The following is a 24551-nucleotide window of genomic DNA, read 5'->3' as shown; positions in this document are numbered from 1 at the left end:
CCATTAACCGCTTTGCGAAATAGCAATAATGCGTTTTATCAGCTCGTCGGGTTCCATCTTGGGATTGCGGTAAAAACGGAAGATTTCCGAGTTTATCGCTTGCTGAGCTACCGGATTGACCGCCATCGAATCAATCATACTCGGCACAGCGAGATTGTGTTTAACGCCGTAGTGAAAGTCTTGATATGACTGGACCTGACAAGGATTAAAATCGCTGATGTCGATATCGGTGCGTACCGGAATCGAGCCTTTTACCTTATTGAACTTAGCTTGAAACTCGACGTCTGTCAGCGCGCTCGCGGTTTGCTGAGCCGCCTCGGCAGAAAACGATTTGCTCGACATAAACACCAAACTGTCCATGTTGTAGAGGAATACACCATCGCTGTCCGGCGTTGGGTAACAGCCGATCTCTTGCGGAACTGAGACTTGATTGGCGAGCAGCTCACCCAAAATCCAATCTCCACCGATTTGAAACAGCGCATGACCGTCGGCTAGCGCTTGGGTCGCCGTATCCCACTTACTGTCAGGTAATTGGTTGTCGATCAACAAACTCAGGCGGCGAAATTGCGTCAGCGCTTGGCGCAGAGTTTCGCTGTCGATGCTGTCTCGCTCAAGTTTAACCATCGCATTGGTGTAGAACTCAACACCGCCAGTGGAGATCACTAAGTTCTCGAAAAGTTGGGCGACTTGCCACGGCTGCTCGCCGACCGCGATCGGCACGATGCCATTTTGCTTAGCAAGCTCCATGGCGGCGAACATCTCTTGCCAGTTGTTCGGCGCGGACAGATTCAGTTGTTTAAGCAGCTTGTGGTTGACCCACAACCAGTTCAAACGGTGCAGCGTAAGTGGCAGGGCGATATAGCCGTTTTGTGTTTTATTGATTTCGATAGACAGCGGGTAGAGCACCTCGTCCCAGCGCTGCTCATCCGCTACCGCGTTGACGTTGTGCAAAATACCGATGGCATCCCACGCTTTAATACTTGGCCCTTCGATTTGCGCGAAGCTCGGTGGATTGCCCGCCAGCGCGCGAGCTTGCAGTACCGTCATCGCGCTGTCGCCACCACCGCCTAACACCGGGCTTTGCAGCAGCTCGATATCATGCTGTTTTAGCTGAGCTTTGAGTGTTTGCAGCGCTTGCTGCTCGCCGTCAGAAGTCCACCAATGCAAAAACTCTACCCCTTGTGGTGACTCAGCGTGAGCGACGCAAGGGGCGAGCAACAGTGGGAACGGGAATACCAGTTTGTTCATAGTCAGTCTCTCGGGAAAGTCAGCGTGGCGCAGAGGCTGCCAAACTGAGAATGGCTCAGCGACAAACTGCCGCCGTGAGCCTTTGCAATGCTCTGTGAAATGGTTAACCCCAGCCCACTGCCTTCTTTATCGTTGCTAGCGCGGAAGTATGGCTGGCAGAGCTTTTCAAGTAATAAATCGTCAACACCATCACCGTGATCTTCAATTTCAATCTGGATCGACTCTGGGCTTTCACTCAGCGTAATGTCCGCTTGATGGCCGTATTTGAGCGCGTTATCGACCAGATTCTGAATGCAGCGCTTAATCGCTAACGGTTTACCAGCAAAGTGGGTGCGGATTTCACCGTGGATGCGAATTGTGTCCGGCGCATCGGCGATATTGGCGGAAATGTGCTGAATCAGTTGGGTGAAATTGATCGGCTCGATTTCCTCGTGGATATCGGTCTCTTTAATGCATTGCAATGCGCCTTTGACCATCAAATCTAGGTCGTTACTCAGGCGGATAAAGCGTTCTCGGTCGGCGTCGTCATCCAGCATTTCCGCCCGTAGTTTTAGGCAAGCAATCGGCGTTTTCAGATCGTGTGAAATGGCACTGAACAGCATCTCGCGGTCTTTAATGTGGCTGTCGATGCGTCGGTTCATTTTGTTAAACGCACGTACCGCCGCTTTCAGTTCGTTACTGCCGCGTTCAGAGACTTCGGGCACGTCTAATCGGCTCGACATCAGGGTTGCGGCTTTTGCCAGCTCTCGAATGGGTTGAATTTCTTTGCGAACGATAAACCAGGTACACAGCAACAGCATTAGCGCGGACACCAATAGCGTCAGCCATTGGCGCAGCTCAAAATAGTTAGTCTCTAGGTTGATGTAAGGCGCGGGTAGCACCGCCGCGAGATAAAACCATTCGTTCTGCGCGACTTCGACCTGCATCACCAGAATAGGCGGATTGAGGTCACCAAACGAAAGCGAATAATGCGCCCACAATAGCGGTAGTTCGTCGATAGGTAGCTCGTTGTTGAACACTTTGAGTTTGTCGCGCTGGGTGAACTCCACCTCGATATTAGGAATGCCGCTCAGCTCGCTTTCTAATACCTCGCGAACTTGGTTGATGACCAACGTTTTGCGCTCGCTCTCTGGCAGTGGGTCGACGTCAATCTGGTGATTGTTGAGTGAGACGAAAAAGCGCGTACCACCCATGTTGCGTAGTTGATTGAGCACCAAGTGGCGATATTCCGAAGGGAGGGTTTGAAAGAAAGCGATGGTGGAAGAAGCGCTCAATGCTAAGCTTTTGACTGTGGTGGTCAGGCCTTCTTTGTCGCGTTCGCTGGCGTGTTGATACCAGATAATCCCGGATAATACCTGCGCCAGAATGATCACCAGCAACAGGAACACACTGGTACGAACGACCAGTGATCCCGTCCAGCGTTTAATTCTCATAATGTACATCCGTGGTCAGCATGTAGCCTTTGTTGCGCACCGTTAGGATCAGCGAGCGGTCTTTATCTTCAAGGTGATGACGCAAGCGGCTGATCTGCACGTCAATGCCGCGTTCAAACGGGTCGGCATCGCGTCCCCAGATCTCGCGCGCAATGTCATCGCGAGACAATATTGATTGCGCGTGGTTGACGAACAAACCGAGCAGCGACAAATCCGCGCCACTCAGTTGCTTAACCTCGCGGCTAGCAACGTGGGTCAGTTGCCGGGTTACGGTATCTAATAACCAATCGTCAAAACGCACTTTACGCGTCAGTTTGCTATTGGCGGTCGTTTGGCTGCGTCTCAGAATCGTTTTGATGCGCGCGAGCAGTTCACGCGGACTGAATGATTTGGTGATGTAGTCGTCTGCGCCCATTTCTAGCCCCGCGACTCGGTCGGCTTCTTCAGTGACGGCGGTCAGCATGATGATCGGGATATCGGAGTTTTTGCGCAGTTTCTGGCACAGGGTAAAACCGTCTTCACCGGGCATCATAATATCGAGGATGATTAAATCAGGATGGTGATCGTTGAGCAGTTGCCACATCACGCCGCCGTTTTCCGCACAAAGCACTTCAAACCCTGCACGGCCAAGGTAATCTGACAACGCTTCGCGAAGGTCGAGGTTGTCATCGACGACCAGTATCTGCTTGTTTTCCATCCTACTTTCCCTGTGTCCGTCCCTGTGCCTGCCCCTGAGTTTGGCGCTGGCCAATATGATGCATTCTTAAACGCACATTCACAATCGAGCCGATTACAATTTTCACTTCTCGGTGTAAGAGATTTGTAAGCGGTCACTTACAAACTGATTGCCTTTTGTAACCTTAGGCGCCGCCTTGCTCGCTATGATCATCCTGACCTTACGTGAAACAACATGACCTGAAGGAATCAGGTCCTACAACACTGGCATTCGTCAGGAGGAAACCATGTTTGCAAGTATATTTGGACAACTACAAAAAATAGGGCGGTCGTTGATGCTGCCTGTGGCGGTGTTACCAGTGGCCGGCTTGATGCTGGGTATTGGTAACGCGGGCTTTGCGTTTATTCCAGACGCGGTCAACAAAGTGATGCTCGCCGCCGGTGAAGGCGTGTTCGGCAACATGCAGTTGATGTTTGCGGTCGGTGTGGCGCTCGGGTTATCAAAAGGCAATGACGGTGCCGCTGCGCTCGCTGGCTTAGTTGGCCTAATTATTATGAACGCATCGCTCGGTATCGTGACTGGTCTGCGCGGCCTAGAAACTGACGCCACCATCATGGGCGTTGAGACGCTACAAACCGGGGTGTTTGGCGGCATCTTTATCGGTGCGGTCGCGGCAATCATGTACAACCGCTTCTACAACATCAAACTGCCGGAATATTTGGGCTTCTTCGCGGGTAAGCGATTTGTGCCCATTGTCACCGGTTTATCGGCGATCGTCGTTGGTGCGATTCTCGCGTTTGCATGGCCACCTGTCGGACAACTTCTTGATGCATTCTCTCATTGGGCAGCGTACCAAAACCCTGTACTTGCGTGGGCGGTTTACGGCGCGGGCGAACGTTCTTTACTCCCGGTTGGTTTGCACCACATCTGGAATGCGCCGTTCTTCTTTGAAGTCGGCAGCTATGTAGACCCAGAAACCGGCAAAGAGTTTACCGGTGAGCTCACTCGCTTCTTCGCGGGCGATAAAACCGCAGGTTATCTGTCTGGTGGCTTTATGTATTCCATGTGGGCACTACCAGCAGCGGCACTAGCGATTTACCACTGCGCGTCTCCAGAGCGCAAGAAAATCGTCGGCGGTTTGATGATGTCTGCGGCGTTGACCTCTTGGTTAACTGGTATCACAGAGCCAATCGAATTTACCTTCCTATTCGTCGCGCCAGTGCTGTACGTGATCCATATTTTCCTCACCGGTATTGCGTTTGCGATCACCGCGTTTTTGGAAATCAAACACAGTACGGACTTTGCGCACGGCGCGATCCAGTTCTTCCTTTACTACCCAATGTCGACCAACGCGTGGATGTTCATCATCATCGGTCCAATCTGGGCGACGTTGTACTATGGCTTGTTCCGCTTCCTAATTGTGAAGTTGGATCTGAAAACGCCGGGCCGTGAAACCGACATTGCAGAAGTGAAGATTGCCGGACAACCTGATGAAATTGCTGTGGATGTAGTAGCTGCATTGGGCGGCAAAGCCAATATCAAGTCAGTCGATGCGTGTATCACTCGTCTACGTGTCTCGGTGAAAGACATCGCTAACGTTGATGTTGCTAAGCTAAAAGCACTTGGCGCGCGAGATGTGTTAGTGATTGGCGACAGTTTACAAGCGATTTTCGGTACGCAGTCTGACTCAATTAAGTCAGAAGTGCACAGCGTACTCGCTGCCTCCTGATCTTATTTATCCCCAGTTTAGGTAAGATTTGCCAACCTCCTTGTGAGGTTGGCTTTTTCGTTTTCGGAGTAAAAAAAGCGAAGCCAATAACCAGCCCTACTTCGCCGCCGCGTTGGTTAAATTGCCCAGCACGCCGCTGATTTTGTTCAATACCTCGTCACAGCCTTCAATATGATGGCGCTGCTTTAAATACATAGGATCGTTATAAGCTAACCACGTTTTGCCTTCAGCATCTTCATACACCAACACTTTTTGGGGTAAATCGAGCGCCACTTCCTGCGCACAGATCATCAGTGGCGTGCCCACTTTAGGGTTTCCAAACACGATAACTTCGGTTGGTCGCAACGTCATATCGACTTTCGTGGCATTCTCTTGATGGTTAATGCGCGCAAAGACGTTCAACCCTTTTTCTTGCGCGATAGCGACAAATTTATCCGCCGTATCTTTTGCTGAATGCGTGCTCGCAACGGTTACCACACCCTCACCAGCCAACGCAATCAATGACGTCAACGCCACGACCAACCCGATGATTACTTTTTTCATTTGTCGTCCCTTCCTCTCTCTGAGTCGAAAACTAGATATAGAAAAACCAAGTGTAGGAAAACTATAGAAGTCAGATCCCACTATCGCGAATTGCACTCTACCCACTCAAGAGTCGACCGTGTAACACGGATTAATTGATTCAGATTAATAAAGCATTAACTAGCCGAGCATCAAAAGCGTGAAATACGTAACATTTGCAGCCTATTTTAGTAAGAAAGAGAAAAGTAGTGACACGCGATCAATTTGAGTTATTAGCACCCGGTGGTGATTTAGATTCCATCAAAGCCGCCATTGCCGCTGGCGCCGATGCAATTTACTGTGGGCTCGACCGCTTCAATGCTCGTAACCGAGCGACCAACCTCACCTTAGATAACTTAAATGGCGTGTTAACGTTAGCCCATCAGCACAGCTGTAAGATTTTCCTAACGTTGAATGTGCTGATTTTAGAAAGTGAAATTCCAGCGATTGTTCGCTTACTCAGCCAACTGAACACCACCAAAATCGATGGCGTGATCGTGCAAGATCTCGGTCTGACCTATATTCTCAAACATCACTTTCCCGATTTGGATGTGCACGCGTCAACGCAACTGAACACGCATAACGAAGGCCAGATCCTCTTTCTCAACCAGATCACCGCAAGCCGAGTAAACTTATCTCGCGAACTTAACATCAGTGAGATAAAACATCTGGCGCAATTTGGTCGCGAGCACAACGTAATGATGGAAGTGTTTGTCCACGGCTCATACTGCATCGGATTCTCCGGAATTTGCTACATAAGTTCCGCTCGCAATGGTGCATCAGGTAACCGTGGACGTTGCAGTCAACCTTGTCGCGAACAGTACGAAACGACCAAAACGGGCAACAACTACCCACTCAATATGAAAGACAACTCCGCCTTTGGGGACTTGGAAGCGCTTGCCGATGCTGGCGTGTATTCCTTAAAAGTGGAAGGACGAATCAAGAAATCGCACTACGTCTATACCGTGGTCGACAATTGGCGTCAGCAAATCGATCGCTTGTGCGAAGGTTTGGAACTCTCTGAAGACACCACAGAGTTATACACGGTGTTCAACCGTGATTTCTCCAACGCATTTTTGCAAGGTGATTTCGGCAAGGCGATGTACATCGACAACCCGCGCGACCACGCTGTAAAGCATTTTTCGAAGGTTTACCAATGCCAATCTGCTGATGATGTGCAAGCGGTGAAAAAGAAACTATACGATGACAAAACCGCGATCATTGAGAAAGTGGCAGAGCAAACTAAGTCGTTCGATGCCACTTCAACACAAGTATCCGGCAGCAGCTTGAAAGGGTCGATTGATGTGCCAACTCTGCCAGCGTTACCTCAACCAGACCCTCGCCAAGGTGCGCCAAAACTATCGGTTCTGATCTCGTCAGCACAAGAAGCCATGCTGTGCGAATACCACGACATTGATGTTTACTATCAATTGCCAATGGGATTGTCTGGTGAACTGAGCGCGATGATTGAATTGTTCCAAGCCAACCCAATGCTCAAACCTTGGTTCCCTGCCATTTTGATTGGCGAAGACTACCACGCCGCTCGTGTATTTTTGGAAACCATCCAACCTGAATTGTTGATCACCAACAACTCAGGCGTCGGCATGCTCGCAAAAGAGCTCGGCTTAGGCTGGGTGGCAGGCCCACAAATGAACACGGTGAACTCATACGCGTTTAAATGCCTTCAAGACGAGTTCGCGGCAAGTGGCGCGTTTGTTTCTAACGAGCTGAATATGAAGCAGATGCGTCACATAAAGCGTCCGAAAAACATGCGCAGCTTCTACAGCATTTATCATCCAAATACCCTACTCACGAGCCGCCAATGTTTGTTCCAACAAACCGAAGGATGCCGTAAGGTGAAGGTCAACAAAGGCTGTTTGAAACGCTGTGATAAACGCACGTCTATCATCAACTTAAAAGACAATCCTTACGTGGTGCAAAAACAGAAAGGCAGCCACAATTCGATCTACAGCGAACACAACGTCTTAAACCTGCAAGTGCTGCACGATCTGCCTCAATTATTTACCGATGTGTTGATCGATCTGCGTGATATCCAGACCGAAACGAAAGTCTCAGCAAGCAAACCTGAGTTGATTGACGCGTTCTTAGCTCTACTTGAAGAACACAGCGAACTAGCCATCCAAACGCTGAATGACATGATTCAACCAACAGCCAACGCGCAGTATTTAAAGGAGTTATAGGGGAACAAAACTAAGTTCTACAACCTTTGCTAAGGGCCAAACAAATAGGGGGAATTCTCAGGATTGCTTTGCCTGAGCGCCTCAAGGCCAAGATGAGAAAAATACCAATGAAGAGTACAAGTACCATCTTGGGACATCAGTGTATGCGATCCGGAGTTGAGCCATATCTTCTCTCCGACAGACACACCAACACCATCAATAAAGCAACGGTTCAAACGATCACTCTCAAGCACGTACCAACCCGAGCTCAGTAAATCGCCTCGAACACTAGATTGTGTTTTTAACCCAAGAGTCAGAATAAACGGAGCAATAGATACATAGTGTTGCCGAAGAGCATCACGGTCCTCCTCTAATAACCAATCAGGAATTCGATAACTTTCGACGATGAGTATCGGCTTTACTGCACGAATTTCCTGCCAAACGTCATACTGACCCCGATAGTAGTTGTTTATCTTGATGGCAGATGTTCGCCAATGATAAGTCGATGGACGAAAAAGACCTATTCCTTCATAGGCAAAGACCGCCTCGTCAACTTGCGTGTGCCTTTCTATGAATGTGTGTAGTGCGATTTGGTGCTGATTATTATGCTGTACCGGATAGTGGATGATACGAGCAATCACAATCAAGAATAGTACGATACAAGTGGTAACCGTTCCTTTCGACCACTCCCGAGTAGATGAAACAACGTACTGGATTGAAAACGCAACAAATATCGCAAGCAAAGGGTAAAGTGTGACCAAGTTATATGCGTGATAGTGGGGGTTAGCCAAAACCGACAACACAGCTAATATAACCAAAGCTATCAAAAACTGAGCTTGCTTAAACGACAGTACTTTCCACTTACCGACACATATTCCCACTCCTATGAGAGCAAACAGCCAATAAACAATATCATGTAAAAAGTACTGTATCAGTACATCAACCTTCAGAGAGTTTGCATCACTAACATGCGATGTCGAATACAGAAATAAATCAAACGTCGTGTACAAAAACAGTTCAAGTGAAGAGATTCCAACGGTCGCAACAAACAAAGCTACGCAAGAGATAATGCCTAACAAAAGCGCACTGACATCCAAGACAAAGTCACGTACGGAGCGCTTTTGAATTAGCCGAATAAGCCCGAAGAGCCCAATCACTACGCCAATCAAAATCGCCTTAAATTTGAAGAGTATCGCAAGCCCGAATAATAACCCCACCCAAAACAATTTATGAGCATCACTTCCTGGGCACACATACAACACAATGATTATTTGTAACCAAAGAAAAAGAATAACGAGGTCAGGACGAAGGTCAATGCCACGCATCACCATCGCAGAAGAGGCAAAGAGCAATAACAATGTAGTGAGTGCAATATTGACTGTAAATATTTGGCGAAGAAGCACATAGACTTGCCAACCTATCGCCAACAAAAACAAAACAAAAAACGAACGAAAAACGTAAATAAGCTCGAATCGTTCGCCAAAGAAAAAGTAAACTGGCGTCATCCAATCAAAAAGCAAAGTATAGCTATCAACATTGAAGTCAAGATTCGGCCGTTTCCCAACGCTCATTAACCATGTGGTATAAAGCGCCATGTAATCATCATTAACGAGCGCGAGATTGAATATGATGTAAACGTAAAAACCGAATAACAGACTTAAGTTAATCCCAAGTAGCCATCTAACTCTTGCTTCACTCATCGCTTCTTAAGTATCCAAACTTGTTTCGTTTTGAGTAAACTCGGCCAAATTGACTCAAGCCATATCAACGGGCGCATTAAAATGCCTGGAATAAAGTTATAGACAAAGCTAGGAAAGAGCAGGATCACTTGAGAGTCTATAACCTCGAAACCGTGTGCATCTGCCAGCTTGTAAATACTAGATGTGCTATTGGTGTAAACATCTCCTCCTAGCTGTTCAGAAAAAAGTCGGGTCCAAGTTCGCGGAGACCACCTTAGGCTATCAAAAATAAGATATCCTTCTGGTGCAATTACCCGTTCAAACTCCGAAAACAACCGATCTTGATCATCGCAATGAAACAGAAAACGACTAGATAATACTACTGAAAACTGCTGCTCTGGATATGTAGTTGAATAGATGTCTTGTTTAGAAAAATGTGTTTTTTGGAACAAAGGGTTCTCGTAACAAACTGCGAGCATCTCATCAGAGTAATCTGCCGCATAAACCTGTTGAAAGCCAGACGCCGTAATAGTTGGAAGCATTCTTCCCGTGCCACAGGGTATATCTAGAATTGACTCTTGCAAGGAGCAGATATTAAGAAACTGTGAAAACAAAGACACTTCAGACTGATGTACAAATTGTCCACCAACATTTGAAAAACGTAGATCTTCATACTTTTTCACCGTTTCAGAATCACTGTAGAAATCTTGTTTTTCTTGCCGATTCGTTTTCATAAGTCACCTCTTTTCAGCGCTGAAACAAATGAGCTTGATTAAAGACGATGCGTTTCATTAATAGATATACAATTGGGAAACGAATCAACACGACCAAAATCTGCGAAATGAGAACATGAATGCCTACAATACTTTTAAAGATATAAAGCAGCAAAACACTCAAGAACAATGATCCTGCCGTTATGGTGATGAATTTAAAAAAGCTTCTTACATTTGTACAAACAGAAAACGTATATATTGAGTTCATGATGTAACTAAAGGCAGAACCCACTAAAAAAGACAAAACAGAAGATGTCAAATAATAGACATCAAAATAAATAAGAACACAAAAAACGAGGTAACTGACCAGAGTATTCATGATACCCACTGAACCAAACTTAACTATCTTCATCGCTACTCTTTATATTCCTTGTGTAACGAATAATGTAATCGGGTCGGTCTTGACCTTGCTCGAAAATTCGCCCGACGTAAGAGCCGATTAAGGCAATAAAGAACAATAAAATCCCTGAGAAAAAGACTTGGAAAAAGATGATTGATGTCCAACCATCGACAGTTGTGCCAAAAACGAACTTACTTACTAGTGCTTTGGTGAGATATAACAAGCCAAGTGACCACATCAATGTTGAGATAACAAACATCAGTTGAATAGGAAAGCGGGAAAAATTAAGTACCGCGTCTGACGCTAAAGCAAACATCTTGGTAAGTGAATACTTCGTTTCTCCTGCATGTCTACCATCACGTTCATATTGAATAATGGTTTGATTAAATCCGATAATGGCAAAAATACCCCTCAAGTATTTGTGCTTCTCTCGGTAACATGAAATGGCCTCTCTAACTGGCTTAGTAAATGCTCGAAAATCACCGCAATCTTCAATTAAATTAGCGGGAGAAGTGAGGGATAAAAAGCGGTAAAACAATTTTGCACTAATTAGCTTAAAAGCGGTTTCATTTCTTCTCGACAAGCGTTGGGCATGGACGATATCAAAGCCTTTATCGATCTCTTTTAAGAACTGTGTAATAACTTCTGGGGGATCTTGAAGATCAATATCAATGGTAATATTAATATCTCCAGTTGCAGCTTCGATTCCAGCAAACAAAGCGGTTTGCTGCCCTACATTCGCAGCAAGATGCACGATCACTAATCGTTCATCCGCCATAGCCAGCTTGTCTAAAATTACTGCACTTTTATCAACACTAGCATCATTAACTACAACAAACTCAAACAAATACTGATCGTATTGCTTAGCAATTTCGCACAAACGCGAGTAATACTCCTCGATGACAGACTCTTCATTAAAACACGGAGCGATAAAGCTAATTTTATCCATACTCCCTCCTACCCAAGGCCGAGTGTTCGCGTATAGCCAGACACAAAACTTTCTAACGTATAACGAACTTTAAACTGCTCTATTTGATTTCTAGACATCTGGTCAAGTTGACCTAACTTAAAACCGTTCTCTATCGCACTTGCACTCGCTTCTAAATCATCCAGATCAATTTCAATGGCATTAGAACCAAATTGAATAACATCCGATAATTGCTCGAAATCAGGAATCGCAATCGGTAATCCGCAAGATACCGCCTCCACGATTAGGTTAGGTGTTAGGCTCGTTCCGACACATGTCCTTAGTGGTAAAACCAACAAATCTGCACTCGCCATCTCAACTGAAATATCAATGCTCTCTTTAAATTCTATTTGGTGATGTAGCTCATGTTTAGAAACAAGTTTCTCTATATTTGCTTGGTCGCCGAAGCCACTGAGACAGAGCGTTAGGTCAAAATCGATACATTCTCGCTTCTTTAGTATTGCAGCCAATTCAATTAAAGCGTCAACGCCTTTTGATGGCTTAGAATGCCCGATATAAAGTAAAGACATTCTTTGTGTCTGCTTTGCAGGATTAGGTCGCGAAAAGTGCTCAGAAAAAACCCCATTTTGAATGAAATATACTGGCAAATGAGACAGAGAAGATAACTGAAATTTCTGGTAGTTACTGTGCACAATCGCTTGACAAAAATTGTCTAACAAACGCTTGTATAAAGGCGCACTGATAAACGAATTAAATAGAAGTAAATGTAAATACTTAAACCAATTCCGAAAAAAATAATGCTTGTTATTACGGACCTCGTCTAAGGTCAAATATGACTGCCAAATGGATAAAGTCGTCTGCTTTTGATATCGAGATTTTAAAAAGAAAAAAACCACCAATAGTTCTACAGGCGTAGCAATGTGTAGGTTAACCTTCGCACTGTTGGTTTTCTCGAGCAGCCTGTTGAGCTCTCTACATAAGTAAATTAGATTCATCAGCCCCTCAAACAGAGATTCATATCGACTCTCATTACGAAAGGTATGTTGTTCAACCTTAATATGAGAACGAAACTCAGTTGGAGAAACAGTGACAACATGATGTCCATTCTCAGTTAAGCACTGCGCTAAATTGACGAAGTTTTTACTCATTGCTTCTTTTTGATCACTTCGAAATCTAGCGATAGCTAAGATCACAAGTTCCATTTGTTTTCCTAATACTTATCGCACCTAATAACCATAGTATAAACAACGAGAACCTGAGAAACTGTTTACTAGTAAGAGAATCAAAATGATAAAAAGATAATGATTGAATTAGTTTTAAAAGGGCTCACCGAAAGAGCAAAAGGAGATAGATAAAAATCAGGGCTTTATTGCAGTTCGGTCCATTAAAACCAGTCACAATCCTTGAACACTCGCCTTGCACTGACTACAATGACGCACTTTTTTTAATGACTTCAAGGTCACACAAAATGACAGATACAGCTAAACCAGCTCTACCAGATCGCCTAGCGGGTAACCCACGTAGCCCATTCTTCATCAAAGAATGCTTCGAGCACCAAATCGGTATTCGTATCAACGGCCAAGAGCGTACTGACGTAGAAGAATACTGCATCAGCGAAGGTTGGGTAAAAATTGCTTCTCCTAAAGCAAAAGACCGTTTCGGTAACCCAATGCTAATCAAGCTTAAAGGCGAAGTTGAAGCGTACTACGTGTAAGCTGACCACGCTGAATATATTTGAAAGCTCGAGTTTGACTCGGGCTTTTTTAATGCCTGTCATATCCCTTCCTCGTTTAATCTATTCCCTCTTCTTTTCAGTACAAAGTAGGGTCTGTTTATCTTTCGAGATTAAGTTTTGTTCGAGGTAAAATCGTTTTAGGCGAGGCAAGGAGTGTGTAGCCTAGCATCCTAAGTAAATACTCCTTAACAAGGCATAGAACGATTTTAGCCGAACCCTTTGGGCAGCGTTTGTTGGTCATTTCTCCTGCGTTATCAGCTTTTTCATGTAGGCTAACTACACATCAAAGCTTCTGCCTTGCACAAATACCCAACAATTCGCTGCAAAAATCAGCTCGAAAGGTCAACAGACCCTAAACTCGATGTAAATCGCTGTTTTTATCTGATTGTTGTCTAAAGTTTCTAGAGAACTAACTGCAATAGCGATTGCCAAAAGAAACGACACCTTTTTAATCCAGGGAGAGGAAATGGAAAGCCCACTTGTCACACTCAAACACGCCAGCAAAAGCTTTGTCGATGGCAAAGAGACACATCGCGTGTTGGAAGGCGTCGACTTCACGTTGAACACAGGAGCGAGTGTTGCGCTGACGGGCGCAAGTGGCAGCGGCAAAAGTACTTTGCTCAATGTCATCGCTGGCTTTGAGCCGCTTTCCGATGGTGAGTTGTGGTTAGATGGCGATAACACGGCGGCTTGGAAAGACCCACAATGGAGCCGATTTCGACATCAAAAACTCGGTGTTATCTTCCAGCAATTCAATCTATTAACGCCGCTCAACGTGCAGCAAAACATCGCCTTCCCCCTGCATTTGAATCAACAGAAATGGAACGACTGGTGCGATTATTTGGTCGAGACTCTAGGTATCAGCCAACTTCTCGACAGGCATGTTTCTGCCCTTTCCGGCGGTCAACAGCAACGAGTCGCTATCGCACGCGCATTGGCACACAAACCTAAACTGCTACTTGCTGATGAACCCACAGGAAACCTCGACCAAAAAGCGGGCTTGGAAGTGATGAAACTACTGAGTGAAATCACCACCCAAGGCAATACGGCAGTACTGTTAGTCACCCACAGCCCTGAATGCGCTGAGTTTATGAAAACCCAATTACGTTTGAAGGATGGGCGTTTGGAAAATAGTCAGTTGCATGGCGGTCATCACCAAAACAAACATGAGCTTCGCCATGAAGCAAGCTAAGCTATCAAACACCAGATTCACTCATACTCGACTCGCCCTGAATCTGTTTGCAGCGCACTATCGGCAGGCGCCACTGCAAGCCGCCGCAATTCTGATCGGTATCGTGCTGGCCGTGACCTTGTTTGTTGCGGTGCAAGCCATCAACCTCAATGCCAAGCGCAGTTATGCGGAGTCTACCGAGCAGCTTAGCGCACAAGCTCAGAACGTAATTATTCCACCAGCAGGGCAAAACTATCTGCCCGAATCGCTCTACTTCACCCTTAGACAAAACGGGCTCAGTGCAGCGCTACCTGTAATCGAAGGGCGAGTGAGAGACGAACAAGGGCGTCGCTGGTCAGTACAAGGCAGCGAGTTGATTGCCGCCATCTCTTCACGTTCGCGCTATTCTTCAGAAAACCAACAAAACGTATCTTTGTTCGATAGTGCGTTACCTTTACCTGAGCTTTTAGCTGGCAAGCCAATCGTGATGATGAGTCAATCTCAACATCAAAACTTAGGAGAAGTAGAAACCCTAACTCTGGACGACATTCCAACCCAAGTGGTGGTGCTACCCGACGAATGGCAGTTAGGTAGCCGAATGTTGATGGACATTGGTTTTGCCCAGCAACTGCTCAATAAACAAGGACAGCTCAGTTACATTGCGGTTTTCCATTCGGGTGTTAAAGGGAATAAAGACACGCAAGCAAATTGGCAGAAGCTGATTGGCGATCAAGGGCAATGGATTTCCAACAATCAAAGCACAGACCTTGGCTCGCTGACCGACAGCTTTCACCTCAATCTCACAGCAATGAGCTTACTTGCCTTTTTAGTCGGGCTGTTCATTGCCTACAACGGCGTAAAATACAGTTTGCTGAAACGCAATCGTCTGTTAGTACAAATCCAACAGGCAGGTGTTGCGCCGAGCATTGTGTTCTCTGCGCTGTTGGTTGAACTCACTATTCTCGTTACCATCGGTGCTTCACTGGGTTTTGTATTGGGCATGCAGCTCAGCCATTGGTTGCATCCGACCGTAGCACTGACTCTAGAACAACTTTATGGTGCGACACTGCTGCCCGGCACTTGGCAGTGGCAATGGTGGGCGCAAGCCCTGCTGCTCACGTTAGCCGCAACACTATTGGCATGTTGGCAGCACTTTAAACAGCGAGTGCGCCAGCCGCTCTCCTCTCATGGTGGATTTTATCAAGCACCTGAAGCCTCTAACGAAAACCAATTGTTCTTGATAGGTGCTGCGTTAACGATTCTTGCGCTTGCGGGTTTGTGGCTGAGTGAGCACCACCGATTTACCATGGCGTGGCTCGGCGTGCTTGTGGTGTCGATTCCTTTGTATCTACCCAAAACACTCAGCGTATTAGCCAATTGGTGTGAAAAACGCACCAGTTCCGGTTTGATGCAGTATCTGTTTGCTGAGCTGCGCGAGCTGATTTCTCCGCTTTCTCTCGCCATGATGGCACTGCTACTCGCCGTTACAGCCAATATGGGGATGAACACCTTAGTGGGCAGTTTTGAATCCACCCTAAAACAGTGGTTAGAACAAAGACTGCACGCCGATATTTACGTTAGCCCTGCCCAAGGGGAAATCGCAGATGTAGAGCGCGCATTAGGGCAGTTCGACAAGGTTGAGACCGTCTACAAACAATACTACGTCGACGATAACCTGCAAGGTTTACCGATTTTGCTTGGCACCAAAGATAAAGACACCTTAGAGCAAACCATGGTGTTCAAATCGCATTTGGAGAACTTCTGGCAGCGTTTTTACCAAGGTGAGTCAGTCGCGATCAGTGAACCAACCGCGGTCAAACTGGGTTTATCACTGGGTAGCGAGCTCACGCTTGATGCCATTCCAAATAAGAGCCTACTTGTGGGTGCGATATTCCACGATTACGGCTCACCCAACGGTGAAGTGTTATTAGCACCAAAGCTATGGCAAGAGAGCGGATTTACCGACTTGCCAACAAGTCTTGGAATTAAAGTCTCAGGTGACCCACAAATCGTATACGACCAACTGCGCGAGCAACTGAATCTGCATCCAAGTCAGCTCTACGATCAGGCGCAAATCAAATCCATCGCGTTGGATATTTTCTCGCAGACCTTCGCCATTACACGCGCACTCAACGGCGTGACGTTGATGGTCGCAGTGATTGGCTTGTTCAGTGCTTGTTTTATGTTACTCGACGCGCGCAAAGCCGCCATTGCAAGGCTGTACGCACTTGGCGTCAGCCGTCGTAAATTAATGACCATGGTGGTCGGACAGATCGTCGCTTTGGTCAGTTTTACCCTTGTTATCGCCCTACCTTTAGGAGCCATGGTGGGTTACGTGCTGACAGACATCGTCACCTTACGCGCTTTTGGTTGGAGCTTAAATTATCTGTGGAATTGGAGTGATGCGCTCAGTATTGCGGCGATCACCATCTTGGTGGCAGTGATTGCAACCTTGATTCCGCTGTGGCGATTGGTCAGCAAGCCTGTCGTATCCAGTTTGCAAAGCGAGGTGTTGTGATGGTTCGATTAGCAAGCACACTTACTCTATTCATGAGCAGTCTGTTCCTGTTCGGTTGTGAAGATCCCCAACAACAAAATATGGGCACGTTGCTGGGCAGTGGAGATATGCAAAGCGAGAGCAACCTATTCACACCCGTAGAAAAAGGGGTTGAACTCACCTTTCCTACCGATCATCAAGCACACCCGGATTTTCGTCATGAATGGTGGTACTTAACCGCTAACTTAATCGATGCAAACGGCAACCCACTTGGCGTCCAGTGGACACAATTTCGCTTTGCTGCTGCGCCGCCAAAGGACGAAGATGACGTGAAGAAAACCGAGTGGCAAGCTCAACAAATCTACATGGCGCACAGCGCAGTCACGACCGCAGACAAACACTACGCCGATGAAAAATGGTCGCGCGATCAAGCCTCTCTCGCAGGCGTTGATTCTTCACCATTTCGGGTTTACCTCGATGATTGGCAGTGGACTTCTTCAACCACCGATCTCTTCACTGCCACATTGAATGCAAACTCCGAACAGTTTGGCTATTCGCTGACGCTTACCAGCACTGCGCCTTATCAAAAGCAAGGCGAGCAAGGTTACAGCACCAAAAGCGCCGATGGTCAGGTGGCTTCGTATTACTACAGCCAACCGTTTATTGATGTCTCCGGTGAAGTCACCATCGACGGCAAAACCCATCAAGTGTCGGGCAAAGGCTGGATAGACCGAGAGTGGAGCTCGCAATTCTTACTCGACTCACAACAAGGCTGGGACTGGTTTGCCCTAAGGTTGAATGACGACACCAGCTTGGTGGTGTTCCAATTGCGGGATTCCAAAACCGGAGCAGCCAGTTACTCCAGCGCAAGACTGATGCAACAAGATGGTTCTGGCATCGCCATTTCTCAAAAATACATTCAGTTAAAGGCGACTAAGCAAACAGAAATCCAAGGTCGCAATTATCCAACCGAGTGGCAAGTGTCGATTCCTAACCAGCAAGTTGAGCTCACGGTTTCTGCACTCAACCCGAACGCGAAAATGCCCCTTTCTGTGCCTTATTGGGAAGGCCCGGTGCGTATTGAGGGCTCTCATTCTGGGACAGGTTATATGGAACTAACGGGGTATTGAAAAGTTGAATGATTACCCCAATTATTCAGCTAGTACAAACACAGGTAACCGAGTGATACACTGCACCTCAGTGTCATCCAATGAATAATTGAAAGGAAATATGATGAACCCAATTATCGCCTTGCTAAAAGAGAACAACATCAGCGACGAACAAATCAACGAGATTTTTCAGACTCTGACGCAAAACCCTCTAGCGGCAATGGCAACAATCAGCCAACTAGGTTTGCCACAAGACAAGCTACAAATGCTGATGGCGCAAGTGATGCAAAACCCTGCGCTAATCAAAGAAGCGGTAGACGAATTGGGATTGGATTTCTCAAAGGTTGAAGAAGCAAAAGAGAAGCTTCAAAGCCAGAACCAAGGCAACTAAGTCTTAGCCATTTAGCGCTGAATATAGAAAAGGCCGTTAACCCGAGCATGTGGGTTAACGGCCTTTTTTGTTGGCTAATTATTAGCGATTTAAAGACGCGAATTGTTCTGCGGTCATACCGTAGTACAGCTTGTCGTCAAAGCCTTGCTCTCGTTTGTAGTAGTCTTTCTGACGGCCTTCTTGAGTAAAACCATTTTTCTCTAACGTCTTGTAAGAGCCAACATTAGAAGCGTAGCAATCGGCACTGACTTTATGGGCGTTTAGCTCAGTAAATCCAATCTCGGTCATCATTTGGCAAGCGCGAGTCGCAACGCCTTTGCCCCATGCGCAAGTAGGTAACTGATAACCCACTTCGTAGTTGCCAGTTAAGAACATCACTGCGGTCACTGCACACATTCCCATGTACTGACCTTGTTGGTCACGAATCACGAACGTTGGGCTATCTGGCCAAACACCTCCTTTGATCGCTTGTGCCGTATTTTCAATAATAGGGCCAAAGAAACCTTCATACAGGCTGTTGTCAGCAGGTGCGAAGAACAGATACTGATTGACCTTATCATCGTTCAACATCTCGATAATATCTTGTAGATCAGAGCCTTGAATCAGCTGGATAGTCAACGATTCGTTAAATGGGATGGCTTCGCCTTGTTTTAGTTTTTGATATGACATGTGTTACCTCGTTATCTGCTGAAAATAGTAGCTCAGCGGATAAGAGAAAAATTGGATTTTTGCGACAACTTTCGGGCTGACCAGCAATGCATTACGACTCAAAGTCGCCATAGATATCGATGGTTAAGTCGCGCTTTTTCAAGTATTTGCTCGGCGTTTTTCTTAGCTGCTGTTTGAGGGTACGAATCAAATGCGATTGGTCACTGAAACCAAATTGCTGTGAGAAGCTCACCCAATCAATCGCCTCTTGTTGCTTATAGAGGGTCAAAATCATCTGCTCCAGACGTGCCATTTGTTGATACTGCTTAACACTCAACCCCACCACTTGTTTAAAACTGCGCTCAAGCGTTCTGCGAGAACAAGCGCACTGTTTGGCTATCTCATCAATATCCATCGCTAGCTCAGGTGAACGTAGCGCTTGAGCGTCCATCACGGACACTGCTTTTTGTGACGCCAAAAACGGTTTGGTACGGCAAGGTTCGATATCTAACGCATCTAGATGTTGTTTGATGTAGTTCAGCAAACATTGCGGTGAATCTTGCAACTCTAGTTGCCATAACCCTTGTTGAAAGCGCACATCAAACGCCGCGCTGAGCCAATCAAACCATTCGCATTGGTTAATTGCGCTAACTTGGGATACATCACTAAACCGTGATTCAATGGCATACAAACCCTCTGGGCGAAAAGTGATGCCGATACGCTTGATGGGAGCCGCATCTTCCAACAACAGCAAATGTTCGTTAGCCGTTAATAAGTGGCAGCCTTTGCCAGCAAGCTTTGTGTCTCCCGTGTCGTAGCTGTAGCCTTGCTCTGGTGGCGTAAAGAGTAAATGAGCACGCGGGTTTGGAATAAGGTGCGGCTTGGGGTCAATGACTTCACCCTCTGGCACTTCCAAGTACCAAATTTGATGAATGAGCCATTCGTACTCTGGCAGAGACTGTTTCCAAGCTATCATGATTGTCCTAGCGGTTAGTAAAGATAATAAGCACGACGTTTTTGCTTCAACATCTGCTCGTTGAGTGTGACTGATTGACGCTCATCTCGCCACGCATTTCTCACCCTGCTCCCTTGCAAGCTTGTTGGATTGCGGTAGGCTTTGAGCAGAGAAAACAAGCTGAACAGAACAAGGAAATACCCCGATGCGCGTCGACTACCACCAACGACTGGTTCCTGTGATTCGTTATTTAGAACAACACTTTAATGAACCACTCAACCTGCCAGAAGTGGCCGCGCTGGCGAACCTTTCCCCATATCACTTTCATCGTACCTTCAAAGCCGTGCAAGGGGAGACATTGGCTGATTTCATTCGACGTTTACGTTTAGAAGCCGCCGCCGATGACTTATTCAAATCCAAGCAACCGGTATTAAACATTGCCCTAGAGTACGGATTTTCTAGCTCACAGAGCTTAGCCAAAGCCTTCAAACAACATTATGGCGTTACACCGACGGCCTTTCGTGACTGCGAAAACTACCAGCAGTTTTCTGAATTAGCACGAAACAGCAAGATTGGACACACGTTGCGCAAGAATGGAAACGAAGTAACACCAAGCGATTCATATACTGGCTCTGAACTCACCAAATGGAGCATGACAATGGAAACGCAAAACTTTGAAAAAGCAAAACTGGCTTACATTCGTGTAAACGGCCCTTACGGCCAAGGCTATGAAGAGCCATCAGGTCGCCTGTATCAATGGGCAGGAATGAAAGGTTTGGCAGGCAATACCTGCATCTTCATCTACCATGACAACCCAGAAATCACACCAGACGAGAAGTGCCGTACTGACATCTGTCTAATGGTGCCAGAAGACACGGAAGTTCCGAAAGGTATTGAGCTGCAAGACTTCCCCGGCGGTCAGTATGCGGTGATGCGCCAGCACATTACTGACCCGAGCCAATACTCAAGAGCATGGGATGATGTCATGAGCAAAGTGATTGAATCCGGTATTGAGAACGACGATCGTCCTTGCTTTGAGCTTTACCACAGCTTCGACCCACAAACGCACCATGCAGACGTTAGCTTCTGCACTGCCATCAAATAAACCATAAGCCTGCATCGTTGCAGGCTTTTTCATTTCTTACTCTGGTTGCTTAAATTCGTTCTTCCAAACGCTGTTTATCTTTTAATCCAATTACTTAGAACACGAACGAATACCTCAGTATTTTCGTGATCCTACTTCGCGTTTTGGCCACGCGCATTCATTCGCTCGGCTGAGTTGGGATTCATTTCACAGATTATTCATGAAGCGAACCTAGACTGAAAAAACTCCATCGACCCCGTTCGACCTACAACGCTAGGCACAATAAAAACTAGGTACTACAGCACCTCTAGGACATTCCATGAAGAAGAACTTACTTGCCATTGCTCTTGGTAGCGTGATTGCGCTGACTGCTGCCCCATACTCTATCGCGGCTAACGATGCCGCCGTCCAATCTTCCGCCGACTACTCACAGATCGTCACTAAACGTCAGGTTGTCGACCAACTGCTGAATGACGCGGTACAAGCATTCAGATCCCCTGCGCGTATCTCGCACGCAGGTTTTACCGCCAAAATGCCGAGCAACATGGAGATTGTCACCGACCGCTTACTAGAAGCCTACAAACTTGAGCCGTACCGTACTGACCTACTGATTTCTGCGGCCAACGCGCAGATCTACAACAAGAATGCAGACCGCGCGATTGAACTGTTTGAACAAGCCCTTTCTGTTGCACCAGACGATGTGGATTTGCACGCTTACTTAGCGGTATGGCAACGCTTTGAGGGCAACCAAACGGAATCAGCGAAACACATGGCGACGCTCACTAAGCTCAATGCAGGTAAAGCGGCAGACATCCAACGCATCTTCGACACCGTTGACCGCGTACTTGCCACGCCGCTAAAAGAGAAAGCCGACAAAGGCAAATTGGATGACAAAGGCGCAATCGTCACGTTGGGATACGCGCTGAACCCAGATGGTTCAATGCATCAAATCTTGGTTGAGCGTTTGGAAACTACGTTAGCAATGGCGAAAGCAAATCCAGACGCATTGATCGTATTGACGGGTGGTGTACCGAAGAACCACAAAACCGAAGGCAAGTTAATGGCGGATTGGCTGATTGAAAAAGGCATCAGCAAAGATCGCATCATTGAAGAAAACTACGCCACCAGCACGGTAGGTAACGCCCTATTCAGCAGCTACGCATTGGCGCGTCATAACATTAAACACGCGACCATCATAAGCTCAGCGAGCCACGTGCGCCGCGGTCAAACCTTGTTTGAAATCGCAAGCTGGCAAACTGGTCCGCAAGGCATCACTTTCGACACAGTGAGCTATCCAGACAAGCCACTGAAAGACTTAGCCAAAGCCAGCGATAGTGAGCTGCTTGGTATCTACCGCGATGCTCTGCGTACTTACGGCATGTGGAGCTACCGCTCTTACCCGCTAGAGTCGCGTTAAGTATTCTCGACTCATACCAATCAAAAAAAGCCTGCGTGCTTGCAGGCTTTCTTGTCTTTGTGCAGTGGTTGAAACCGCTTAAATTGCTTCGCCGTTTACCGTTACTGCCACATCAATGTTGCCACGAACTGCGTTTGAATATGGGCAAACTTGGTGTGCAATGCGCGTTAGCTCTAGCGCTTGTTCTTGTGGCATGTCTAGCTCTACCGCTAGGCTCACTGTTAGTGCAAAGCCGCCTTTATCGTTCGGGCCGATGCCCACTTCCGCTGTTACGGGTGCACTCTTCAGGTTCACTTTACCTTCACGTGCTACGTGCAAAATCGCGTTAGAAAAACACGCTGAATAGCCCGCTGCAAAAAGCTGTTCTGGGTTAGTTGCTGCGCCTGTGCCGCCCATTTCCTTCGGGTATGACAGCTCTAGATCGAGAAGACCGTCATCAGTTTTTACTTGACCATTACGACCAGCCAAAGCGGTAGCTTGAGTTTTGTATAGAGTAGTCATGCGAGTGTCCTTCTTAATTTAAGTTGCGCACAATTTAATTGCTTGCAATCTTATATCGAAGTAAAGATAGTTTGCAACTATATTGTGCACAATTTATTTTATGACTCTCTTTCTCTGTGAGCAGGTAGGCAACGCCAATGAGCCAGTGTTACACCGACAACACCATGACCGACGACGATAAACTCTTACTCGAAAACCAAGTTTGCTTCCCGCTCTACAGCGCAGCAAATGCAGTGATCCGAGCTTACCGCCCGTTGCTGGACGAGCTTGATCTGACTTATTCGCAGTACTTAGTGATGATGGTGCTGTGGGAGAAAGACGGTGCCAGTGTGAAAGAATTGGGGTCGCAACTGCATTTGGATTCAGGCACACTCACGCCGCTACTTAAACGCTTAGAAGCAAAAGGCTATGTAGAGCGTGGGCGCAGTGAAACCGATGAACGCGTTCGCGTACTCAACCTAACAGAACAAGGTCGTGACCTTAAAGAACAAGCTAAGTCTGTGCCAAACGCCATGATGTGCAAAATCACCTTAGAGCTGGATGAAATGATCATGCTGAAGAAGCTATGTGGCAAAGTGCTCGACAATCTGAGCTAACAAAATAGAAGCATTCGCTTCCCCACTTCCTATTAGAAAGAGCCTGCCGAGATGCAGGCTCTTTCGATCTTAGCTAGAAGATCTACTCAAAGTAATCATCGGTATTCTCTATTGCTAATCTGCCTTCATCTTCAATAAAACCTATCAAAGCAAACTCACTTACATCGGATTTCCCTATCAAGTGAAATAGGAAATGGCTATCAATAGGATAGTTACAAGCGATTTTCCTTAAACACACTCCAATGAGAATATACTTTCCGAAAGCAACAACAGCTCAGCTTAAAACATTCAAAGGAAAGTAAATTATGATTAATACTCAAATCAAACCATTTGCAGCTACAGCGTACAAAAACGGTGAATTCGTTGAAGTAACAGAACAAGACGTTCTAGGTAAATGGGCAGTATTCTTCTTCTACCCAGCAGACTTTACGTTTGTATGTCCAACAGAACTGGGCGACCTAGCAGACCACTACGAAGAGCTACAAAAACGTGGCGTAGAAGTTTACTCAGTATCAACTGACACACACTTCACTCACAAAGCATGGCACGACAGCTCAGACACAATCGGTAAGATTCAGTACTACATGCTTGGCGACCAAACAGGCAACATCACAAACAACTTCGGTGTGATGCGTGAAGGTCAAGGTCTTGCAGACCGCGCTACGTTCCTAATCGACCCAGAAGGTACTATCCAAGCAATGGAAATCACTGCTGAAGGTATCGGTCGTGACGCAGAAGACCTACTACGCAAAGTGAAAGCAGCTCAATACGTAGCAGCGCACCCAGGCGAAGTTTGCCCAGCTAAATGGAAAGAAGGTGAAGAGACACTAGCTCCATCACTAGACCTAGTTGGCAAAATCTAAGCCACTGAAATTTAAGTTCTAATCAGTTCCCGATTTC

At 46.6% G+C, this 24551-nt stretch carries 23 protein-coding genes; 11 read left to right on the top strand and 12 right to left on the bottom strand.

Features of this window, described 5'->3' with window-relative positions; all coding sequences use genetic code 11:
* Positions 1-3: 3 nt before the first annotated feature.
* The 3 genes from R7P64_RS00895 to R7P64_RS00885 are packed head-to-tail and all read right to left on the bottom strand — an operon-like array spanning position 4 to position 3378.
* Positions 4-1248 (bottom strand): ABC transporter substrate-binding protein, encoded by a 1245-nt coding sequence (locus R7P64_RS00895; RefSeq protein WP_318118610.1) that lies wholly within the window; start codon positions 1246-1248, stop codon positions 4-6.
* Between the two features lie 2 nt (positions 1249-1250).
* Positions 1251-2681, bottom strand: a complete 1431-nt coding sequence (locus R7P64_RS00890) for an ATP-binding protein (RefSeq protein ID WP_137282960.1) — start codon at positions 2679-2681, stop codon at positions 1251-1253.
* Positions 2671-3378, bottom strand: coding sequence for a response regulator (locus tag R7P64_RS00885; protein WP_021450481.1), 708 nt, complete (start codon positions 3376-3378; stop codon positions 2671-2673). Before R7P64_RS00885 ends, R7P64_RS00890 begins: the two co-directional genes overlap by 11 nt.
* Positions 3379-3643: 265 nt before the next feature.
* Between R7P64_RS00885 and ptsG the strand changes: the two genes are divergently transcribed.
* Positions 3644-5086 carry a glucose-specific PTS transporter subunit IIBC gene (ptsG, locus tag R7P64_RS00880; protein ID WP_012842409.1) on the top strand — a complete coding sequence of 481 codons (1443 nt, stop codon included), beginning with the start codon at positions 3644-3646 and terminating at the stop codon, positions 5084-5086.
* 96 nt (positions 5087-5182) lie between these two features.
* Here the strand turns inward: ptsG and R7P64_RS00875 are convergent, their stop codons facing one another.
* Positions 5183-5629 (bottom strand): DUF302 domain-containing protein, encoded by a 447-nt coding sequence (locus R7P64_RS00875; RefSeq protein ID WP_213964028.1) that lies wholly within the window; start codon positions 5627-5629, stop codon positions 5183-5185.
* A gap of 227 nt (positions 5630-5856) precedes the next feature.
* On the opposite strand from R7P64_RS00875, the gene R7P64_RS00870 reads away from it, so the two are divergent.
* Complete coding sequence (locus tag R7P64_RS00870; protein WP_318123042.1) at positions 5857-7848, top strand: U32 family peptidase; 1992 nt, start codon at positions 5857-5859, stop codon at positions 7846-7848.
* Positions 7849-7877: 29 nt separating this feature from the next.
* Here R7P64_RS00870 and R7P64_RS00865 read toward each other — a convergent pair whose 3' ends face one another.
* From R7P64_RS00865 to R7P64_RS00845, 5 genes are read right to left on the bottom strand one after another with little or no spacing between them, the layout of a single operon-like run.
* Positions 7878-9527 (bottom strand): glycosyltransferase family 39 protein, encoded by a 1650-nt coding sequence (locus R7P64_RS00865; RefSeq protein ID WP_318123040.1) that lies wholly within the window; start codon positions 9525-9527, stop codon positions 7878-7880.
* On the bottom strand, positions 9524-10240 hold the full coding sequence (locus R7P64_RS00860) for a class I SAM-dependent methyltransferase (protein ID WP_137282957.1): 717 nt from the start codon (positions 10238-10240) through the stop codon (positions 9524-9526). The genes R7P64_RS00865 and R7P64_RS00860 overlap by 4 nt, the downstream gene beginning before the upstream one ends.
* 13 nt (positions 10241-10253) lie before the next feature.
* A complete protein-coding gene (locus R7P64_RS00855) occupies positions 10254-10631 on the bottom strand; it encodes a GtrA family protein (protein WP_130545677.1) in 378 nt (125 codons plus the stop codon).
* Entirely contained in the window at positions 10618-11568 is a 951-nt protein-coding gene (locus R7P64_RS00850) for a glycosyltransferase family 2 protein (RefSeq protein WP_005383496.1), read from the bottom strand. The genes R7P64_RS00855 and R7P64_RS00850 overlap by 14 nt, the downstream gene beginning before the upstream one ends.
* 8 nt (positions 11569-11576) lie before the next feature.
* Positions 11577-12749, bottom strand: a complete 1173-nt coding sequence (locus R7P64_RS00845; protein ID WP_250155371.1) for a glycosyltransferase — start codon at positions 12747-12749, stop codon at positions 11577-11579.
* Between the two features lie 266 nt (positions 12750-13015).
* Here R7P64_RS00845 and R7P64_RS00840 point away from each other — a divergent pair, with 266 nt between their 5' ends.
* The 5 genes from R7P64_RS00840 (at position 13016) to R7P64_RS00820 (ending at position 18450) form a co-directional block, all read left to right on the top strand.
* Complete coding sequence (locus R7P64_RS00840; RefSeq protein WP_005374689.1) at positions 13016-13261, top strand: DUF3297 family protein; 246 nt, start codon at positions 13016-13018, stop codon at positions 13259-13261.
* A gap of 487 nt (positions 13262-13748) precedes the next feature.
* Positions 13749-14474: an ABC transporter ATP-binding protein gene (locus tag R7P64_RS00835; RefSeq protein WP_053307992.1), complete on the top strand. Its 726-nt coding sequence runs from the start codon at positions 13749-13751 to the stop codon at positions 14472-14474.
* Positions 14461-16971, top strand: a complete 2511-nt coding sequence (locus tag R7P64_RS00830) for an ABC transporter permease (RefSeq protein WP_137282955.1) — start codon at positions 14461-14463, stop codon at positions 16969-16971. Before R7P64_RS00835 ends, R7P64_RS00830 begins: the two co-directional genes overlap by 14 nt.
* A complete protein-coding gene (locus R7P64_RS00825; protein WP_151515245.1) occupies positions 16971-18080 on the top strand; it encodes a lipocalin-like domain-containing protein in 1110 nt (369 codons plus the stop codon). The genes R7P64_RS00830 and R7P64_RS00825 overlap by 1 nt, the downstream gene beginning before the upstream one ends.
* A 103-nt stretch (positions 18081-18183) precedes the next feature.
* The gene (locus R7P64_RS00820; RefSeq protein ID WP_004746427.1) at positions 18184-18450 is read left to right on the top strand and encodes a DUF2999 family protein; all 267 of its coding nucleotides are present in this window, start codon (positions 18184-18186) and stop codon (positions 18448-18450) included.
* 81 nt (positions 18451-18531) lie between these two features.
* On the opposite strand, the gene R7P64_RS00815 is transcribed toward R7P64_RS00820, so the two are convergent.
* Together R7P64_RS00815 and R7P64_RS00810 are read right to left on the bottom strand one after the other, a co-directional pair.
* The gene (locus R7P64_RS00815; protein WP_137282953.1) at positions 18532-19119 is read right to left on the bottom strand and encodes a GNAT family N-acetyltransferase; all 588 of its coding nucleotides are present in this window, start codon (positions 19117-19119) and stop codon (positions 18532-18534) included.
* Between the two features lie 91 nt (positions 19120-19210).
* The gene (locus R7P64_RS00810; RefSeq protein ID WP_318123037.1) at positions 19211-20074 is read right to left on the bottom strand and encodes a helix-turn-helix transcriptional regulator; all 864 of its coding nucleotides are present in this window, start codon (positions 20072-20074) and stop codon (positions 19211-19213) included.
* Positions 20075-20258: 184 nt separating this feature from the next.
* Between R7P64_RS00810 and R7P64_RS00805 the strand changes: the two genes are divergently transcribed.
* Both R7P64_RS00805 and R7P64_RS00800 read left to right on the top strand, forming a co-directional pair.
* On the top strand, positions 20259-21158 hold the full coding sequence (locus tag R7P64_RS00805) for an AraC family transcriptional regulator (protein WP_318118604.1): 900 nt from the start codon (positions 20259-20261) through the stop codon (positions 21156-21158).
* A gap of 298 nt (positions 21159-21456) precedes the next feature.
* Positions 21457-22554, top strand: a complete 1098-nt coding sequence (locus R7P64_RS00800) for a YdcF family protein (protein WP_193837805.1) — start codon at positions 21457-21459, stop codon at positions 22552-22554.
* A gap of 78 nt (positions 22555-22632) precedes the next feature.
* Here R7P64_RS00800 and R7P64_RS00795 read toward each other — a convergent pair whose 3' ends face one another.
* Positions 22633-23055, bottom strand: a complete 423-nt coding sequence (locus tag R7P64_RS00795) for an organic hydroperoxide resistance protein (RefSeq protein WP_047476680.1) — start codon at positions 23053-23055, stop codon at positions 22633-22635.
* Between the two features lie 137 nt (positions 23056-23192).
* On the opposite strand from R7P64_RS00795, the gene R7P64_RS00790 reads away from it, so the two are divergent.
* Both R7P64_RS00790 and ahpC read left to right on the top strand, forming a co-directional pair.
* Entirely contained in the window at positions 23193-23651 is a 459-nt protein-coding gene (locus R7P64_RS00790) for a MarR family winged helix-turn-helix transcriptional regulator (RefSeq protein WP_005383518.1), read from the top strand.
* A 305-nt stretch (positions 23652-23956) separates the two neighbouring features.
* Positions 23957-24514, top strand: coding sequence for an alkyl hydroperoxide reductase subunit C (gene ahpC, locus R7P64_RS00785; RefSeq protein WP_005374632.1), 558 nt, complete (start codon positions 23957-23959; stop codon positions 24512-24514).
* Positions 24515-24551 lie beyond the last annotated feature (37 nt).

Origin of the sequence: Vibrio sp. 2304, assembly GCF_033339475.1 — a bacterium.
GTDB classification, from domain to species: domain Bacteria; phylum Pseudomonadota; class Gammaproteobacteria; order Enterobacterales; family Vibrionaceae; genus Vibrio; species Vibrio alginolyticus.
The sequence above is the reverse complement of the archived record's forward strand: the minus strand, read 5'-3'. Positions and strand labels throughout refer to the sequence as shown.